Annotated in this window: 23 protein-coding genes; 2 read left to right on the top strand and 21 right to left on the bottom strand. The window is 32.5% G+C overall.

Translation table 11 applies throughout. The features are described from left to right. Nucleotides 1-15 precede the first annotated feature (15 nt). The gene (locus EQ921_RS10800) at nucleotides 16-1317 is read left to right on the top strand and encodes a M28 family metallopeptidase (protein WP_128331669.1); all 1302 of its coding nucleotides are present in this window, start codon (nucleotides 16-18) and stop codon (nucleotides 1315-1317) included. Nucleotides 1318-1387: 70 nt separating this feature from the next. Here the strand turns inward: EQ921_RS10800 and deoD are convergent, their stop codons facing one another. The 20 genes from deoD to EQ921_RS10710 form a co-directional block, all read right to left on the bottom strand. Beyond that, nucleotides 1388-2101, bottom strand: coding sequence for a purine-nucleoside phosphorylase (gene deoD / locus EQ921_RS10795; RefSeq protein ID WP_128331668.1), 714 nt, complete (start codon nucleotides 2099-2101; stop codon nucleotides 1388-1390). Between the two features lie 92 nt (nucleotides 2102-2193). After that, on the bottom strand, nucleotides 2194-3384 hold the full coding sequence (locus EQ921_RS10790) for an aspartate aminotransferase family protein (RefSeq protein ID WP_128331667.1): 1191 nt from the start codon (nucleotides 3382-3384) through the stop codon (nucleotides 2194-2196). 145 nt (nucleotides 3385-3529) lie between these two features. After that, complete coding sequence (locus EQ921_RS14775) at nucleotides 3530-3673, bottom strand: hypothetical protein (RefSeq protein ID WP_164875628.1); 144 nt, start codon at nucleotides 3671-3673, stop codon at nucleotides 3530-3532. 444 nt (nucleotides 3674-4117) lie between these two features. Next, nucleotides 4118-4360 carry a hypothetical protein gene (locus EQ921_RS10785; RefSeq protein ID WP_128331666.1) on the bottom strand — a complete coding sequence of 81 codons (243 nt, stop codon included), beginning with the start codon at nucleotides 4358-4360 and terminating at the stop codon, nucleotides 4118-4120. Nucleotides 4361-4365: 5 nt separating this feature from the next. Then, nucleotides 4366-4653, bottom strand: a complete 288-nt coding sequence (locus EQ921_RS10780; RefSeq protein WP_128331665.1) for a hypothetical protein — start codon at nucleotides 4651-4653, stop codon at nucleotides 4366-4368. Continuing rightward, entirely contained in the window at nucleotides 4634-4777 is a 144-nt protein-coding gene (locus tag EQ921_RS10775) for a hypothetical protein (RefSeq protein WP_128331664.1), read from the bottom strand. The genes EQ921_RS10780 and EQ921_RS10775 overlap by 20 nt, the downstream gene beginning before the upstream one ends. A gap of 25 nt (nucleotides 4778-4802) precedes the next feature. Next, the gene (locus tag EQ921_RS14845; RefSeq protein WP_221410492.1) at nucleotides 4803-4988 is read right to left on the bottom strand and encodes a hypothetical protein; all 186 of its coding nucleotides are present in this window, start codon (nucleotides 4986-4988) and stop codon (nucleotides 4803-4805) included. A gap of 60 nt (nucleotides 4989-5048) precedes the next feature. Next, a complete protein-coding gene (locus EQ921_RS14840) occupies nucleotides 5049-5243 on the bottom strand; it encodes a hypothetical protein (protein WP_221410491.1) in 195 nt (64 codons plus the stop codon). 2 nt (nucleotides 5244-5245) lie between these two features. Then, nucleotides 5246-5830, bottom strand: a complete 585-nt coding sequence (locus EQ921_RS10765; protein ID WP_128331663.1) for a hypothetical protein — start codon at nucleotides 5828-5830, stop codon at nucleotides 5246-5248. Between the two features lie 112 nt (nucleotides 5831-5942). Then, the gene (locus tag EQ921_RS10760) at nucleotides 5943-6245 is read right to left on the bottom strand and encodes a hypothetical protein (protein ID WP_128331662.1); all 303 of its coding nucleotides are present in this window, start codon (nucleotides 6243-6245) and stop codon (nucleotides 5943-5945) included. A 234-nt stretch (nucleotides 6246-6479) separates the two neighbouring features. Then, nucleotides 6480-7025 carry an SMI1/KNR4 family protein gene (locus EQ921_RS10755; RefSeq protein ID WP_128331661.1) on the bottom strand — a complete coding sequence of 182 codons (546 nt, stop codon included), beginning with the start codon at nucleotides 7023-7025 and terminating at the stop codon, nucleotides 6480-6482. A 12-nt stretch (nucleotides 7026-7037) separates the two neighbouring features. Beyond that, on the bottom strand, nucleotides 7038-7415 hold the full coding sequence (locus tag EQ921_RS10750; RefSeq protein WP_255424486.1) for an HNH endonuclease: 378 nt from the start codon (nucleotides 7413-7415) through the stop codon (nucleotides 7038-7040). 174 nt (nucleotides 7416-7589) lie between these two features. Next, nucleotides 7590-8261 carry a hypothetical protein gene (locus EQ921_RS10745; RefSeq protein WP_128331659.1) on the bottom strand — a complete coding sequence of 224 codons (672 nt, stop codon included), beginning with the start codon at nucleotides 8259-8261 and terminating at the stop codon, nucleotides 7590-7592. Next, on the bottom strand, nucleotides 8258-8542 hold the full coding sequence (locus EQ921_RS10740; protein ID WP_128331658.1) for a hypothetical protein: 285 nt from the start codon (nucleotides 8540-8542) through the stop codon (nucleotides 8258-8260). The genes EQ921_RS10745 and EQ921_RS10740 overlap by 4 nt, the downstream gene beginning before the upstream one ends. Before the next feature lie 662 nt (nucleotides 8543-9204). After that, nucleotides 9205-9474: a hypothetical protein gene (locus EQ921_RS10735; protein ID WP_128331657.1), complete on the bottom strand. Its 270-nt coding sequence runs from the start codon at nucleotides 9472-9474 to the stop codon at nucleotides 9205-9207. A gap of 5 nt (nucleotides 9475-9479) precedes the next feature. Then, complete coding sequence (locus EQ921_RS10730; RefSeq protein WP_128331656.1) at nucleotides 9480-11084, bottom strand: Hint domain-containing protein; 1605 nt, start codon at nucleotides 11082-11084, stop codon at nucleotides 9480-9482. Between the two features lie 4 nt (nucleotides 11085-11088). Beyond that, on the bottom strand, nucleotides 11089-11898 hold the full coding sequence (locus EQ921_RS10725) for a hypothetical protein (RefSeq protein ID WP_128331655.1): 810 nt from the start codon (nucleotides 11896-11898) through the stop codon (nucleotides 11089-11091). A gap of 8 nt (nucleotides 11899-11906) precedes the next feature. Continuing rightward, entirely contained in the window at nucleotides 11907-14183 is a 2277-nt protein-coding gene (locus tag EQ921_RS10720) for a type VI secretion system Vgr family protein (protein ID WP_128331654.1), read from the bottom strand. A gap of 152 nt (nucleotides 14184-14335) precedes the next feature. Further along, nucleotides 14336-15268 (bottom strand): ribokinase, encoded by a 933-nt coding sequence (gene rbsK / locus EQ921_RS10715; protein WP_128331653.1) that lies wholly within the window; start codon nucleotides 15266-15268, stop codon nucleotides 14336-14338. 232 nt (nucleotides 15269-15500) lie between these two features. Next, entirely contained in the window at nucleotides 15501-16508 is a 1008-nt protein-coding gene (locus tag EQ921_RS10710; protein WP_128331652.1) for a T4 RnlA family RNA ligase, read from the bottom strand. Between the two features lie 204 nt (nucleotides 16509-16712). On the opposite strand from EQ921_RS10710, the gene EQ921_RS10705 reads away from it, so the two are divergent. Next, on the top strand, nucleotides 16713-18077 hold the full coding sequence (locus EQ921_RS10705; RefSeq protein ID WP_128331743.1) for a hydroxymethylglutaryl-CoA synthase family protein: 1365 nt from the start codon (nucleotides 16713-16715) through the stop codon (nucleotides 18075-18077). Between the two features lie 56 nt (nucleotides 18078-18133). On the opposite strand, the gene EQ921_RS10700 is transcribed toward EQ921_RS10705, so the two are convergent. Beyond that, nucleotides 18134-19261 carry a DegT/DnrJ/EryC1/StrS aminotransferase family protein gene (locus EQ921_RS10700; protein ID WP_128151621.1) on the bottom strand — a complete coding sequence of 376 codons (1128 nt, stop codon included), beginning with the start codon at nucleotides 19259-19261 and terminating at the stop codon, nucleotides 18134-18136. Between the last annotated feature and the right edge of the window lie 78 nt (nucleotides 19262-19339).

The following is a 19339-nucleotide window of genomic DNA, read 5'->3' as shown; positions in this document are numbered from 1 at the left end:
TAATAAAATTTATATATGAAAAAAATAATTTCCAGTTTCTTTTGTTTTATTTCATTTATTTTATTTTCTCAAAGCCCTAAAAACTATGCGGAACAAGTAATCAAAAAGCTTACATCCACAGAATTGTCCGGTAGAGGATATGTGGATGATGGAATGAAGAAAGCCTCAGAAGAAATAGCTTCTCAATTTGGTAAAATAGGATTGTCTCAACTAAACAGCAGTTATTTCCAGCCTTTTTCCTATCCGGTTAACATTATTGAAAAAAGTGAAGTTAGTATTAATAATAAAAAACTGACGTTAGGAACTGATTATTTAATAGGTGCAGGATCTCCTTCTATAAAAGGAACTTTTACACCTTTGCAATTCAATGCTTCTGTAATTGACAGCATTTTTGATTGGAATGACCGTTCGTATTTTGATAAAGAGATGGAAAGACTTAATCATCATCCGGTAGTTTTTCCTGATGTTCGATTTCCGGAAAATCTGATTATACGGGATGGTACAGCCAATCAGTTTTACCATGAAATTCCACAATTAATTAGCAAAAGCGTCTTGGAAGGAATTTCAATTCCCTTGGTAATTGAGCAGACTTCTTCTAAATTTATACACACATTGAGTCCTGTACAAACTCAAACGGTAGATATATTTTTAAGCAGTCAGTCGATACCTGAGCCTGTTACGAAAGTTGATATTGATTTACAATCCAGATTCGAACCTGCTTTTGAAGCCAATAATGTCGTTGGATACCTAAAGGGAAAACGTTCCGATAGCCTTATTGTTCTTACAGCCCATTACGATCATTTAGGAAAAATCAATGATGTTATCTTTCCGGGAGCCAACGATAATGCCAGCGGAGTTGCTTTGTTACTTTCTATGGCAAAAGCTTATGTAAAAGAAAAACCTAAATTCGACCTGGTATTTATAGCGTTTGCTGGAGAAGAGGCGGGTCTGAAGGGTTCCCAGTTTTTTGTCAATCATCCACTATTTGACTTAAAAAAAATTAAGTTTTTACTCAATTTTGATATGGTGGGTACAGGAGAAGAGGGAATACAGGTAGTGAACGGAAAAGAATTTCCTAAATCTTTCTCTAAATTAGAAGCCATCAGTTATAATTTCAACTATCTTAAACAGGTAAAAGTACGTGGAAGTGCTTGCAATAGTGATCATTGCCCTTTTTACCAAAAAGGGGTTCCTTCTTTTTTCGTTTATACTTTGGGGGGGAAAAGCGGATATCATGATATTTATGACACGGAAGTTTCTCTTTTTGCTTTTGACAAGCTGGTTGCCTTGTTTACCCGTTTTATTAACGAATTATAATTGTTATACTACATATTACTAAAAAAGCGGTTGAATGACTTATTCAACCGCTTTTTTAGTAGTATCGTTTTTATAAACTTAATGAGGACTCAAGAGCCAGATGCATCATTTGATCAAAAGATGTCTGACGTGCTTCTGAGGAAATTTCTTCCTTTGTGATAAATGAATCCGATATGGTTAACAGGCAGGCAGCATGCTTACCTAATACGTTTGCATTATGAAAAAGCGCAAAACTTTCCATTTCAACACATCCGCAATTATGTTCTGCAACTAATTTTTTATAATCAGAACCTCCTTCTACATAAAAAACATCACTGGAATGTACACAGGTTTGTACCACTGGTATTTGTAATTCTGCAGATTTTTCAAGCACTATTTTATTGATAATTTCGGAAGGATACGTTTTGTCATTTTCGTACCCTGATTGAATTTTAGCGTAGGTAGATTCGCTATAGGAACTATCCGCTAAAACAACATCATAAACTTTTATATTCTCCTGGTAGGAGCCTGCTGAACCTATACGTATAATATTTTCAACTCCGTATCGGGAAAATAACTCATACGAGTAGATGCCTATGCTAGGCATTCCCATGCCCGAACCCATAATGGATATTTTTTTACCTTTATAAATTCCGGTATAGCCCAACATGTTCCTAACAGCATTGAATTGTACCGGATTTTCCAGATAGGTTTCCACCAAATATTTTGCTCTTAGAGGATCTCCCGGCATAAGTACCGTTTGCGCTATATCGCCCAGCTCTGCCTGTATATGTGCGGTTGCCATAGTATATAATTTTGATTTTTTAATACGTGTAAAAATACTATTTTTAAAGGAATTTGAGAAGTATATCTTTCGATATGATCCATTGCTCCTTATTAATGTGTAAGTTCTTCAATAGATTCAAGTATAATTTTACAACCTTTTTTTATATCTTCTTCTGTAATGGTTAAAGGTGGTGAAATTCTCATATATTCATTCCTGTAAAGCTGCCAAAAAACTATTAATCCTTTTTCCATACATCGTTTAGCAACAGCCAGGGTAAATTCCGGTGATTTTAGTTGTACGGCAAGCATTAATCCCCGTCCGTTTATGGAAATAATTTCCGGATGTTGTAAATTTTCCCTGAAAATTTTTTCTTTTTCATGCACCTGATCCATTAAGTCGGTATTAAGAAGTTCTTCCAATACAGCACAGGCTGCAGCGGCAGGAATTGGGTTTCCACCAAAGGTAGTTACGTGTCCTAATTTGGGATGATCTGCCAAAGAATCCATCATTTCTGCGGATGCTGTAAATGCACCAATAGGTACGCCTCCGGCCATTCCTTTTCCCATTACCAATATATCAGGGACTATTCCGTACCATTGAAAGGCAAATAATTTGCCTGTTCTTCCAAATCCGGGTTGTATTTCATCTAAAATTAACAGAGCTCCTACGTCTTCACAGCGTTTCTTAAGATTTTTAAAATAGTTTTCTTCAGGAGTTATAAAGCCTGCCGCTCCCTGAATGGTTTCTACAATAACACAAGCCGTTTTTTTCGTTATTTTGGAAAAGTCATTTTCGTTATTAAATTCAATAAAATTTATTTGTGGTAATAAGGGTTCAAAAGGCTTTTTGTTGGTGTCTCTTCCGGCAAGACTTAATGAGCCCTGTGAATTTCCGTGGTAAGCATCTATAAAAGAAATAATTTCCTGTCTGCCAGTGTATCTTTTCGCCAGTTTCATGGAAGCTTCTATAGCCTCCGTTCCTGAATTAACCAAATAAGTGGTATGTAAAGGTTCCGGTAAATTTTCTGCCAGCATTTTGCATATCTCAACCGGTTTTTCCAAGGCATATTCTCCATAAACCATCACGTGGAGATATCTGTCTGCCTGGTCTTTAATTGCCTGAATCACTTTGGGGTGTGAATGCCCAAGTGTATTGGCAGAAACTCCGGCAACAAAATCTAAATAAGCTCTTCCATCTTTTCCATAGATATAATTACCTACCGCTTTTTCTACTTCAAAACCTGAGGCGTATAAGGTGGTTTTTGCCTGATAATCAAAAAAATCATTTTGTAACTGTCCCATGTAATTACTACTGTTTAATTTTGTAGAAACAAAGATACAGATTTAATCCAGTAAATGATTTTATTGATAATAGTTATAAATATATTCATCTTAACAAGTGAATAAAATTTCCATTGACTTTTTTTTAAACGATATTCTTGAAAATTTAAAAATCACTTTCTTTTTCATCTAAAAAGAATCTTCCTCCTTTTTTCGGTTTTTCTTCTTCTAGTGGTAACTTATTTTTTTGTGCATAAAGTTTAAATTGTTCTTGTTCAAATTTCTCCCATTCTTCTTTTGTATAATTCATACCTACTTGAATTTATTCAACTTTAGCTTCTTTATACCCATTATGCACCAATAGCCTTTCTTCGGTAACATAATAATTTTTAAAATTTTAAAGAACTTAAATAAAAAGCCTTTAAAGAGACTTTTATCATTTATTCTTATTCTTTAATTCAATTTTTTTTAAAATATCTACTAATTTAATATTATACTTTTATTTTATTCTTCAGTATTCTCTAATTTTATTTCTTTCTAAATATCAGGTAATAAATCAAATTTTATATGCCCTTCATTTATTAAAACAGCTTTTTTTTAATTATTATCATTAAAAATTTCTTGGGTATTCATTTTTGTATGCTATTTCAATATTAATAACAGTGTTTTTTTTTTATAAAATTAACGGTATCTGTGTAGTATACACATAAATTTATTTATGAAGATGAGTCTTTTTAAATATTTTGATTACCTTCTATTTGAAACTTAAATTCAATAAAATATCAATAAATAAAATCCTTTCTTCTTTTGAAAAATCTTTACTGAAGTATATATCTAAATTAATTTCTTCATTTTCTTCATATAAATATATCCATTTATTCAATAAGGATAATGTTATTTCATCATATCTCGTGTCTTCATGATAGATATATTGGGTCAACTTATTTTTAATCGTTTCTTTATTGTCTATGAATTTGGCAGCAACATCAATACTCATTTTATTTATTTTATTATACCTATTAAATCTTCAATGGAATGAACAACAGTTGCTCCAGTATCTTCTATTGCTTTAACAGCTGTGGAGTTTTTATAATTGGGACCTATAAGTATAGCTGGCTTTCCATTTGGATTTAAAACTTCATTGGTCATATGCCTAACTATTTGTTTTAATTTACCACCGTTTTGTACAGTAGCTTCTATATGAAAATTATCTAATTGAAAATCAATTTCACCAATTGAACCATTAGGACCAAATTTCTCACCTTGTAAATTAAGGTATATCTGCATCATCAAATGCCTTTGCTATATCACTTTGTAATAAATCAACATTTTTAGGACCATACCCATTATGCACCAAAATTCCTTCTTCCGTTACATAATAGTTTTCGTTTTTTAAAAGGACTAAAATAAACAAAACCCTAAAGAGACTTTTTTATAAATTATTCTTCTACAGGAATGTTCATATCTTTCATGCAGTTCTTTGATATGGTACTAAATAATTCCCTTTTTTTCATAATACAAGCTGGGGCAAACGTTAATGGTGCTATATATTTTTCACCTTTATAATTAGGACTTGTCAATACAGGCATATGATAATATGCATTTTCTTTATTTTCTAAATCCATATACCATATACCACCTATGTGTTTCCTAAAAGTATCTCCGATATATATTATTAATAAATCCTATAATTTAGAGTCCTCTTTTAATTCAAACCTATCTTTAAATTTACTAAATATCCTCTTTTCTAATTCATCTAAAGAAATAACGCTATAATCTAATTTCAAATTATTTTCTTTAGAAAAGTCATTAGTAAAAGAATCCATTTCATCATCAATTAAAAATATCCATTCCTGAAAATTATCTTGTGAATATGCCATAATTATTTTAATTCCGATTCTGATTTGAAAAAAGAATTCGAATCAATATAATCGATAATTTGAATGATTTTTTTATTTGATTTTATAAACTCATATTTTAATAATTTTTTTAGAGAAAAAATTTTACTTCTTATTATTTGATATTTATATAACGTATCTTTATCTCTATTTTCCATGAAAGATTTATGCAAATATTCAATTTCTTCAAATTTTATTTTATCTAAATTTATCCAATCTTTAATTTTATCTAAATTTAAAATATCTTTTTTTGGATTATCTCCGTATTTTTTAATCATTTCTATTCGCAAATCCATACTTTGAGAAATATAAGCATGAGTTGGGCTTTTATATATATCATCTAATATTGATAGTATATAGATATATAATTCAGCCCATTCTAGTTGTTCTTGTTGTGTTTTAGATTTAAAAATCTTGGAATTAACACATTCGGACAATAATAAAATATTAAAATCGTTAAATTTATTCTCGAAATCATTGTCATTTTCTATTACATTAGTCAACCATGATTTAATATCTTTTACACCTTTTTCTTTTAAAGAAAATACTGTTTCAATATTTAAATTCATATTAAAAATATTTAAAATTTAATCAAATTACCAAACATATTTTTAACATTTTCAACACTCCCAGCAGAAGGTTTATAATGGCCTGAATTATTATTTAAATACCCAAAGAAACCTATAGTTTTATCTCCAGCAAAAAAAACTTCTCCTGCGGATACACCTCTTTTCCACCTGTTAGTACAGTATGTTTTAATTCAATCCCGTTTACATATTTTGGCATTGCTACAAATGTGCCATCATCAAGCATAGCCCATTTAATCTGCTCAGCATTATTAACCATTTTCTCAAATTCATCCAAATTATTTATACTTGTAGGTTTTACCCCAAGCCTTTTAGCTTCTTCAAGTTCTCTTGCTAACTCATCTGGCAATTCATTAGTAAATCTATCTGTTTTAGAATTATACCCATTATGCACCAAAATACCCTCTTCTGTTACATAATAGTTTTTATTATTGAAAAGGACTCAAATAAAAATTATCTTTAGATTTTTTTATAAATTATTCATCTATGGAGATACACATACCTTCCATACTATTTCCTATTCTTTTACCGTATAAGGTAAAGAAAATAAATTAATTTTATTATTTTACATACTAATTATGAGCTATTCAAATTAAAAAATGTCTAATCCGATGTATTTGAAAACTTCTTACTACTTCTTTATTTTATAATCTGAAAATAAATCGTCAAAATCATCAGAAGTATAGATAGTTTTCCCTTCTTTTTCAACTTTATCTAATTCTTCTTTAGTTGGTTTTTCATTAAGTATTAATAGTTCTAATAACTCTTGTAAAGAATTTCCTACCTGAGCAGGATATTTTTCATTTCCTTCTAACCCCCAATCATCTTCTTCATGAAACCAGTAATAAATTCCCCCTGTTTTATTATCCATACATAATAGATCTGCTCCATCAATAATACCTATAGGAATCATATTTTCTGGCATCCTTCTTAGATAAATATTATATACAGATTTAAAATCTTCGAATTCTTTACTTGAAAAACCTAATAAATAATCCAGATTAAAAATTATTTTATCTTTCTTATAATATGAATATAAAGGTTTAGCAACATTATAATTAATTAATACTTCTTTAAAATCTGAATAAATAATAAAACCTAAATCTAATTCCAATTGTTTTAAAATTTTCTCATTAGTAGATTTATCTACCTTATTTAAACTATTTAATTTATTCATAATATATAATTTTTATGGTAATGCTCCATCTTTTAATCCTGAAGCTCCTCCTGTATGAGGAAATTTATTATTTATATTCTTAGGCACAAGCTGCATTGTTTTACCATCTTCAACATGATGCCAAACATAACCATTTGGAGTACTGGATAAACCTGCTTGTGCATTTGCCAATCCTGCATCATGAGTATAATTTCCAGTCATTCCTGGAACTTGGACATCTTTCTTTGAATATGGTGAAAAATCTGGATATCCTGACGCATTATATTTTACCGTATTACCATTAATATCTGTATAACTAACACTTCCATCACTATGTTTAATGGTTTTTGAGTGATCTATATTAGGATTTGTATCACTTGGTTGTCTTGGTTTATTATACTCATTATGCACCAATAGCCCTCCTTCTTTGGTAACATAATAGTTTTCGTTATCTTGTACGTCAAAGTTATAAATTCCACCAATCTGGTACTTATCATTGACCCAGATTAAATATAAAATGAAATAATAATTTATTAACCTTTCTTAAATTATATATTTATTAGCTTTTCATCTCTCATCTATTTATTATATATTATTAATCTGATTAACAACATCTTCAAATTGTTTTTGGAATTCACCTTTAGAGTTTTTCAATCTTTCTTTATAGCTAACAATTATTTCACTTAAGTAAGGTGAGTTATTTAATTTAGCAGCAATTACTCCTATACAAGATCTATATGGGTAGAGAAAACGAAAAGGAGATATCTCTTTAACATGACTATTCAATAAATAATCAACTTTTTGAATAGATGTATTATCTTTAAAAAAAGGAAGAATATATTCTTCTATTCTTTTAGGAATAACTTTAGATAATAATTCTGTATCATTATTATTTTCAATCAAATAAACAACTTTATTTCTATTAGGCCCTCCTACCATTAGGTTATTTTCTTGATATGCAATTATTGCACCTATATTTACTGATAATGTTTTCAGGTCTTCATATTTAATATTTGTACACTTTATAGAATCATAATAAATATCTTCAATCTTTTTAATTTTTAACTCCACTTTAATTTCTATTTGAATATTAGTATCATGATTATAAAAGAAAAAAGAAATGATTTGCTTATTACCCAAAGAATCCTCTCTAATAAAAGCCTCTTTTACCTGATCATAAACAAAACCTTCTTTTTTTAAAAGATTTTTTGTGCTATCTATCAATATATTTTTAGTATGGTCTAATTTTAAATTCATGGTTTTGTTGTTGTTTTTGTTACATTACCTGTTTCCAAATTTACTTGACTAAGTCTATCCGGTGTATCATTTATTGAAATAGTTGTCCCTTTTAAATCACCGGAATTTTTACCTGTCAAAGTAACCGGTTCTCCATTTCTATATCGTTGTTGATTTGTCGTATAACTTCCTCTCCCTGTTTTAGTTTCATTAGACAACTTAACATTTCCATCCGTATTTACAACAAGATCATCAAAAACAGTTCTTTTTCCATCTTGAAACTTTCCTGAAACTTGCTGCATTACATCATCATCAGGAAATTCATTAGCTAATCCTCCAGAAACAATTTTTTCTCCATCTTTTCCATTAGTATAATTCTTACCTACTTGAGTTTCTTCAACTTCAACTTTAGCATCTTTATACCCATTATGTACCAGAATTCCCTCTTCGGTTACATAATAATTTTCGTTGTTATAAAATATCTAAAAAAGCCTCTAAAGAGGCTTTTTATTTAGATATAGAATCGTAATAATCTAAAAATTTCTCAAAATTGTCATAACCTAAATACCTTTCTAGAGAATCTAAAGAAGTTTCTCTCTCTTTATCTTCTAAAGTTGGTTTTGATCAGAAGTACCTTCTATAGCTAATTCTAAAGGAAGAATATCTGTCTCATTAAAATTATTATCTACTTTATTTTCAATTTAAAAACTAATCATTTCTAGGACCCATTTACCAATAGCTATAAGTAGAGGAATAGAAACATTTTTATTATATAAATCTTTCGCCTCAGAAGTTTTTCTTCAAAATATTAATTCTACAAATTCTTGATTTTCTTCCATATTAATTAAAATTTAAAGATTAGGGATTCTGTAAACTATTTCAACATCTACATTAAGTCTTAATTCTCTAAATTTAGCTAAAACATTCGAATAAGAACTACACATCTTTCAGATGGTAAGTCTTTTTAAATATTTTGATTATCTTCTATTTGGAAGCCTGAATTTAATAGAATATCGATAAATAATATTCTTTCTTCTTTTGAAAAGTCTTTGCTAAAGTTTATATCCAAATTAGTTTCATTGGTTTCTTCATATAAATATATCCAAATCCATTTGTTCAAGAATGACAAAGTTATTTCATCATACCTCGTGTCTTCATGAAATATATATTCAGTCAGCATATTTTTTATCGTTTCTTTATTACCTATAAATTTGGCTGCAACATCAATACTCATTTTATTTATTTTATTATACTTATTAAATCTTCAATGGAATGAACAACAGTTGCTCCAGCATCTTCTATTGCTTTAACAGCTGCTAAATTTTTATAATTAGGACCAATAAGTATTACCGGTTTTCCATTTGGATTTAAAACTTCATTGGACATATGTTTAACTATTTGTTTTAACTTACCACCGTTTTGTACAGTAGCTTCAATATGAAAATTATCTAATTGAAAATCAATTTCACCAATTGAACCATTAGGACCAAATTTCTCACCTTGAATATAAGGTATATCCGCATCATCTAATGCCTTTGCTATATCTCCTTCTAATAAATCACCATCTTTAGGACCATACCCATTATGCACCAGAATTCCCTCTTCGGTTACATAATAGTTTTCGTTGTCCTGTACATCAAAGTTATATACTTTTTCGTAATGGGGGAAATTATCTATTCCTAAAATAGTTACATAATCCCCATCTTTATTATGGAGTAGGTCTCCGGGTTGCAGTTCACGGGCTTCCACCCATTCTCCGTTAGAATAAAAGCGGTGTTCGGGGGTTACCTGTAACATTTCTCCTCCGACAAGCTCCAATCCGCACATCTGCATCGTATAGCGCTGATGGATAATTAAAATAGGTTTATATTCCTTCTTTTTAGTACTTTCATTAAAGGTAAGTACCTTATCTCCCACTTTTAACTCTTCAATATTAGCCAGTCCGTTTTCGGTATGAACTAGGGTTCCGGCCGGGAAACATACGGTAGTGGCTCCCTTAGCGGCAAAAATGCTCATTACTAGTCCTAAAATACTATCTTTGGCTTTATCGCCCAAGCTTTTGTCACTACTCCAAATGCTATACTGGTCGTAATAAGCACCTCCTACTCCCAATCCACGCATGATTTTACAAAAATTTCCAGCATTTTTAAATCCTTTAAAAGTAAACTGTTCCGCCAGTTCTTTTCTGGCTGTATTCAAAAACTGTTTACCGAACTCTTTAGCAAAGGTAGTAGCTCCCTGCTTAGTAGCTAATGAACTTACTCCTCCTGCGGCGGAGGTTGCCCCCATAGCCATACTTGCCATACCTCTTCCGGCTAAAAATCCGAAAGCAAACTGACTTATATGGCCTAAATTGGTAAGAGCTGCAGATCCCCATGCACTCCAAAAAGTTTCTTTAGGCGTGATGGTTCCTCCTTCTTTAGGACATACCATAATAGAATTAAGTGTCAGGGCTTTACCTTTTACCATATCTACCTCAAGCGTTTCCGTCCATTTTCTTTGAGAAGCAGCCGATTTACAAATAAAATACCCGCTGGCTAAAACCGCAGCTATGGCCACAGCTATAATAGCCGCAACTACCCATCCCGGTCCGGGAATACATGCACAGGCTGCTGCAATAGCAGGTGCTGCCATAGAAGCCACTCCCGCAGCAGCTCCTGCTAAAAAAGCATATTTTCCTACACACATAAATGTATTACTTTTTTGTGTGTCTTTGGAAGTAGCTGCTAAATGTCCGCCTATTTTTACCGTACTATGACTGGTTACTTTCACCTTCTTAGGCTTCATTCCCTTATCACAGACCAAATAATGTTTTTCTGTGAGATATTGTTCATTTTCAGCCATGGTTCTAAATTATTTCTATTAATTTCATTTCCAGATAAGAACGGGTAGAATAATTCTTCCCCAACTCTTCTTTTATACTGAAACCTGAATAATCCAGTTCTTTCTTTTTGTTAAAGTAGTATTTTCCTTCCATAGAAAAATAAGGAGACATATGATAATCTTTTACTGACTCCCTAAGTCTTTTTACCATATCCGAAGAAAATTCTACCTCAGAATTAAAGGATTTTTCATATTTCCCCTCTTCTGCATCTTTTCCCTGTGAAGATATTTTTATGGGAATTACTACACCTGAACCAAATTGGTCCATTTGGTTCTTTTTAAACATATTATGTTTACCAGATTCCAGGGAACGCCCTAAAAGAAAAAAATACTGATATATAAAATGCATATATTGTATATTTTTATGCATATACTTTTCTTCTGTTAGTTCAAACTCTACTCCTCTTATTATCTTAAAAGATTCTAAAGGATGAGTGTTTGTCAGCCAGTCCTTAACTTTCTCCCATTCTTTTTTTATATGGGATAAATTATGAATTTTCTGAATATCCCCAAAACGATTCACTGTGATATCTAATTCTTTATAGATACTACATATTTTATTAGTCATTTCCGTAATCGCCGTAAGAACAGCATCTTCATATTGAACTAACTCATATTCAACCTCTTTAATGAAATACCTTCTATCTCCATTACTTTTTTCTTCTAAATAGGTTATTTCGGTTTTAATAGCAATTTTAAAATCACTTTCAACTTCTACAGCTTTGGTCCTCCCTTCAATGTTCTGTTGGTATACGTATCTTCTATTTAGTTCCATATATCTTTCTATGTATTTATTTTAACTTCTTTACCATCTATATTCGTAGAAGATTTCCCTGTAATATTTACTTTTTTGCTATTAATTGCTAACTTATTCTTTGCTCCTAAATTGGTTTCCTCTTTTGCATCTATTGTTATTTTTTTACCATTTATGGTTATAGTACCATCTTCCTTTATTATAATTAAGCTGGAACCTACGGTAATTTTAAACTCTTTATTTGCATTTAAAGATACTTCCCCGGAATTATTCATCTGTATTACAGAATTACCATCTCCTACATTGATTTCATGTTTAGATTTAGATTCCTGCTTAGTATTACCCCCATCATCCATGGATATAGCAGCTTGTCCCTTACCTACATCTATAACATTAGTACTCCCTGCATTAATCATATTATTAGCCCCCACATTGGTTGTTTTATCAGTATTTACTACTGTGGTAGCATTTCCAGCTCCGTCAAAGTTCATGCTCGCACCTCCCTGATCTGCTAGAGTCATATCTCCCTTCTGATCATTAAAGGTAAGATTGGAACCTGCTGCGGTCTGTAAGCCCTTCATATAGTTCCCGGCTCCTCCATGTCCGCTCTTGCCTTTTCCATTGAACATAGCCCCAAGGGATACCGGTTTTTCTGCATTCCCATTCTCAAAGCTTACAATAACTTCTTCGCCTATCTCGGGCACTACATGCATTCCTTTCCCTGATCCTGCATAGGGGGTAATGGAACGTATCCACGGAGTCATTCCGTTAAATGGCTTCTGCCAGGCAAACTGTACCCGGATTCGGCTCATTCCCTCCGGATCGTTGTTATCGGTTACTATGGCCGATTGTTCTTCGCACTCCGGTATGGCATCTTCATCCATGTAGGCCGGCACCTCATTGTCCATCGGCACGCCTATCAGCTGGTTGTAATATCCTTCGGTGATATCCTGATGGTGGCTGATTTCTATAACTTTATACGATTCCAACGGAACTTCCCCGTTTTTAAATATCTCATGCCCCGGCATCCAGGCTTTCATCTTCACAATATCCCCCAGTCTCAGGTTCGGATTATTGGTCTTGGCTTCCAGAAAGAATACGTTCTGGCGGCTCAGCTTCTGTCTTTTTACCGCCTCTTTGAGTTCCGGCTCTCCTTTTTCTAATAAAGACTGGTTATACAGGGACAAAGGCACCTTGGAATAGACCTCTTCAGAGGCTTTGATGGCATGCTGCTGGAAAGGATTCACCAGCTGGTGGGTAATAGGCACACTGTCCGAGTTTACCGTATGGTTCTTTGCCTGTTTGGCATCGTATCCTACATAGGTAAATTTCTGGGGTACCAGACGCATACTCAGCTCATAGCTGTATACATCCTGTTCTTCCACCAGTTCTTCGGTCTTTCCTCCGCTGCCTCCAAAAACGATTTTTTGTCCGTTGTAATACAGCCATTCCCCATAGCGTACCGCTAATCTTTTGACAAAGTTCCAGTCGCTTTCACGGTATTGTACGGTATATTTTAACGGGTCTTTCAGGTTTGGACGTAAGTCCCAGGCTACCAAATCCTGCGGGTATTCTCCGGTGGCTTTGTTTATAATGGCATCCAGTGTTTTATCTTCAAAGCTCTCACAGTCCTGTCCGTTTTCCAGCAGGATGGTTGGGGCATGACCTTTAATAAAAAGCTTGTTATGCCCGTCTACTTTTTTATTGGATATTTCGGTGATGATTCCGGTAAAGACATAGGCTGACTGTCCGAACTGCTTGAATTGAAGGGTACATTTTTTCCCCAGCAGGTTTCGTGAATTAGTCATCGGGTAGGCATTCTTATCTCCGAAGGCTTCGGCATAACAGCTGATCATAAATTCATCATGATCGGCCATGCGCTGGTGGATATCCAGGGTAAAATGGCTGTCTTTCAGTACATCCTGTCCGCCTATCTGGATCGTTGCATACACGATATGGGAGTTCTGCAGCTGGGAGGCTATGTCTCCTCCGTATTTGGCATAGTATTTACTGGCCTCTTCCCTGAGTTCTTTTTCCAGTACCTCGGGAGGGGTGACCGTAAAGTTATTTAAGGGTTTGAATAGTTCACTATCGGGTATATCGGAATATTTCTGGCTAAGGGTGGAAAGTCCCTGCTGTATTTCCGAAGCAGCGGATTGAGCTTGTTGGGCGGCTTCGGATAAAGGAGCGGTAGCTTCGGTAAGTTTCTGGTTTACCTGGTCGGTGACTCCGCCGGCATCGGCTGCTTTTTTAGCCAATTCGGATGCCTGGGGAGCCTGGAAGGAGTTTTTGTCCATCTGACTCATAATGTATTAATTTATAGATTACTACTAATAATATAAAACAGTATGAAGTAAAGTTACTAATTATTTCAATATGATTGACAAAAAAATACTAATTAGATTAATTTAGTATAAAAATAAATATAAAACAGTTCGAATAAGCAAGATACACCTTATTATTGATTGTATTTAGAACGAAAAAATTGTTTAATTTCTTCTTTTGAAGGAATTGAGGGCTGAGCTCCCATACGTGTAACAGAAATAGCAGAAGCAGCACAACAATATTTAAGAATGTCTGTAGTTATTGTCTCTTTTTCTGCTATACATGCAGCCAGAACCCCGCAAAAAATATCTCCCGCACCCGTGGTATCGACAGCTTCCACAGGAAATGCCTTAACAGATAGTTCAGTATAGTCGGAATGATAAAATACTCCTTCTTTTCCGAGAGTAACTATCACATGTTTGCATCCTTTCTTTAATAATTCGCCGGTTATAGTTTTCAAATTTAAACTATCCACTTTTTTACCTGAAATTTCTTCTAATTCTCCTTTATTTACAACCAGATAATCAATACAGGTTAACAGGTGTTTATTTATTCTACATACCGGAGCCGGATTAAAGAGAACTTTAATATTTTTTTCCTTTGCCTTGAGAATCAAATTCTCTATAGTTAGTAAAGGGATTTCAGCTTGTAAAACCAGTAATTCTACATTTTTAAATAGTTGCTCCCAATCACCCAAATTCTCCATAGTAAGCTCCTCATTGGCTCCGGGTGCAAGAGCTATACAATTTTCTCCATCTTCTGATACATAAATAAGTGCAATACCTGTCGGAAATTTATCTGAATACATAATTCTATTAGTAATCAGCAAATTATTACGAAAATATTCCTCAAGCTTTTTTGCATGAGAATCATTACCCAGGCAGGTTATAAATTCTGTAGTCACGTTTTGTTTAGCAGCTGCCAGGGCCTGATTTGCACCTTTACCACCGTAAGATTGTTCAAATTTTCCATTTCCAACGGTTTCTCCAGGCAACGGTAGCTTCTTCATTTTAATAACCATATCTACATTGGTGCTACCAATTACCAGTATTTTATTCGTCCCCATAAGCTTAATTTCAGATTAGGCTAAAGTTACGTGTTTTATCGGATAATTTTTAGATTAAAATATAAACTTACTTGTAAATTCTACTCTTAAATTAGCTTAAGCGATTTAGGATTCGCTACAATTATGATTATTTAAACAAATATATATCTATGTGTTGAACCAAACGTTTGATTGTATGAGGAATCTGCGTTAATCAATTTTCTGTATAAAAGCCGTTAATTCATCTTTTATTTCATTGAAAAGGTTTTTCATACTTAGGACGTATTTTTTTCCAAATTAACTGACTATAATCTTTATGATCCAGCATAGCAAATAAAATAGATGCATAGTGTGAAGTTAAAAAATAATCAGCAGTTTCTTTTCGGGTATCTAGTATTTTGAACTCACTTTTACATTGTTCTTCCATTTTCTGATATTGAGAAATCAGATCTTCACGTATATTTTTAACCCATTGAAAAAATTCATCTGGGACATTGCATAACAATTCTTCCAAAGGTCGATTATTTTTTAAATGCTCCCATATTGAAATTGTAGACAACTGAGTTACTAATTTATGTAAACGTATATATTCGGAAAATTTTACTTTCATCCTGAAGTTGTTTGAAAATTTTATGACAAATCCCTCTCGGTTCTTGTCCTGCTCTTTGTAAATCTGAGTTAAATTTGTAAACTCATCATATTTTTTTACTTTCGGAAAACCCAATTCCTTTAGAGGGTACTCTTTTCCGGTCGCAGTATCAATAATTCCTAATAAAACTAAGTCTTCATTTAGACCATAATCAACAACAATTCTATTTTCAGGATAAATGATTTCGAATAAATAAGTATAGGATGAATTTAAATGGTTTATTGAATTTTTATATTTGGTATGTAAGAGTTGTGTTGCTTTGATCGCTTGTTTACTTGTAAATGATTTACGGGTAGCAATACGTGGTATACCTTCAGACCAATATAATATACCCAGAGAACCATCCATTTTTTCGTATACTTCATAGTTTAACTTAGGAATTTCCTCTGAAGCTAACTCTTCTTTGTTAAAAAATTTAGCAAATGGACGTGCCATTATCTGATAATTTTTATTTAAAATCAAACCTCTACATGCCAATGTCAGTGGATCCCATAATTTTTCAAATTGAGTTTTCTGTGTGTAATTATAAATAAACAAATCGTGTTCCGGATGCTTATGTACTTCAACACGTCCTTCTTTTATCGCTAATTCAATATGCTTTTTAGAAATCATAATCTAAATATATAGTAAACAAAGGTACTTCCTTACTACGCAACTCATTTACGTAAATAAAATTTACAGACAACCCGTTAATATATGCTTATCGTTTGTTTAATGTTTAAATATCATAATTTAATTAAAGGTAAATTAATTATACTCTTGAATTGTTTTATTATTTTTGTAACCTAAGAATAATATGAATATATGAATCAAAATATAAAAGTCGGAATTGATGCTATCTCCTATGATATTCCTAAGATTTACTTACCTATCAAAGAACTTGCTATCGCCAGAAACATAGAACCTGCAAAATTGGAAAAAGGTCTGGGACTCTTGAAAATGTCTCTGCCTGACGTGCATCAGGATGTTATAGTTTTTGCTGCCAATGCCTTGAAAAAGCTTATAGAACAGGAAAAATTAAATATTTCGGATATAAGCCGTATATATGTGGGCACTGAAAGCGGAATTGATTCATCTAAACCAATTGCTTCATTTTTACTTCCGTTAATGGAAGATTTATATGGTGAAAATTCTTTTGAACATTGCGATGCTGTTGATTTGACGTTTGCCTGCATTGGCGGAGTAGATGCTTTGCATAATTCTTTGGATTTTGTACGTGTAAATCCTGATAAAAAAGCAATTGTAATTTGTACAGACTATGCTAAGTATGATTTGGAATCGACCGGTGAATATACTCAGGGTGCTGGTGCTGTAGCATTATTGGTAAGTACAAACCCGAGAATTCTATCTATTGACAATAATTTCGGAGTCAGTACAAAGGGGGTATTCGACTTTTTTAAACCCAAAAGATCGATTGAAAAAAGTAAAATTACTGGAAATTTATCTAATGATGAATGGTTCGGAGTTTTAGAAACTGATATAGAATTATTTAAGGAACAACCTGTATTTGATGGGCAGTACTCTAATATTTGCTATCAAGATCGTCTTAAAGGAGCGTATTTTCAGTTGAAAAAATTACTTTCTGCAGACAATTCTACTACATTGTATAATCGCTGGAGAAATATAATTGTACATCTTCCCTACTCCTTTCAGGGGAGAAGAATGTTTTCGGAAATATATGCATTGGACAGCGACCTGAAAAACTCATTACCGGAAGACGGAGAAAAATATGCAGAACGTATTAAAGAAATTGGAAAATCAGAAGAATACAAATCGTTTGCCAAAGAGAAATTCAGTCCGGCTGAAATAGCATCCTCTGATATTGGTAATATGTATACCGGTTCTATTTTTATGGGCTTATTTTCAACTTTGTATTTTCATTATAAGAATAATACGGATATCACAAATGAAAAATTAGGTTTTCTTGCTTATGGTAGCGGTTCTAAATCCAAAGCTTTTGAAGGTAATATTGAAAACGGATGGAAAGATCAGGTAGCTAAATTAGAATTATTTGAAACTCTAGACAAAACCTCAGCTATAGATATTAATACTTATCATTCATTACATAAAAAAGAATGTAAAGATTCTATATTAACTCCCGAAAACGAATTTGTTTTGGATCATATTGAAAAAGAAAATCCGGTTTTACTCGGAGCCAGATATTATAAATACGTAAAGTAAAATAGTAATATATAAAAAAGGATTGTTTAATAACAATCCTTTTTTATTACCAATTTTTATTTAAAAAAAGTTAAAACAGTTTTAACTATATAGTTTAGCTGTTCTTCGTCTAATTCTGTATGCATGGGCAGGGAAATAACCTGATCTATCAGCTGATTGGTAACAGGAAAATCCTGATCGCTGTACTTACCGTTATCATAGGCTTTTTGCTTTCTTAAAGGAACCGGATAATAAATCATAGCCGGAATTTCATTTTGAGAAAGATATTCCTGTAATGCATTTCTATCTGCATTGACTACTTTAAGCGTATATTGATGGAAAACGTGAGTTGAATTAACGGCTCTGGCCGGAACAATTAAATTTGGATGATTTTCAAAATGGTTGTCATAAAAATCTGCCGTATTTCTTCTTTTTTCATTGTAAGAATCCAATAATGGTAATTTAGTGTTTAACACTACTGCCTGAAGACTATCCAAACGAGAATTTACACCTACTTCATCGTGATAATATCTTTTATACATACCATGATTTACAATTCCTCTCAACCGATGTGCTAAATGATCATCGTTAGTAAATATAGCTCCACCGTCTCCATAACATCCTAAATTTTTTGAGGGAAAAAATGAGGTGGTTCCCACAGTTCCCAATGTACCTGATTTTTTGGAACTTCCATCTTTCAAAATATAATCTGCACCAATTGCCTGAGCATTATCTTCAACCACATATAAATTAAATTCTTTTGCTATAGACAGTATTTCTTCCATGTTAGCACATTGTCCAAAGAGATGAACCGGAATAATTGCTTTAGTTCTTGGTGTAATGGCTTTTCTTATAGCTTCTGGGTTAATCATAAAGGTATCATAATCCACATCTACCAGAACAGACTCTAATTTTAATAAGCTTATAACTTCAACGGTAGCTGCAAATGTAAAGTCAGCGGTTATCACTTCATCTCCCGGCTGTAGATCCAAAGCCATTAATGCAATTTGTAGAGCTTCAGTTCCATTGGCACAAGGTATTACATGTTTTACATCCAGATATTTTTCCAGATTTTCAGAAAATTGTCTCACCTGAGGTCCATTGATAAAAGCTGCTGAATTTAATACTTCATCAAAACCATTTTCTATTTGTGGCTTTATATATTGATATTGGGTGATCAGGTCAACCATTTGAATTTTTTTCATGAACTATACAATTTAGTATTACAAATTTAATAAATGAATATGTAACGGATGCTTATATAAAAGAAAAAAACTCTTATA

This window comes from Apibacter sp. HY039, assembly GCF_004023655.1.
In the GTDB taxonomy this organism is placed as follows: domain Bacteria; phylum Bacteroidota; class Bacteroidia; order Flavobacteriales; family Weeksellaceae; genus Apibacter; species Apibacter raozihei.
This window is presented reverse-complemented; position numbering and strand designations above follow the sequence as displayed.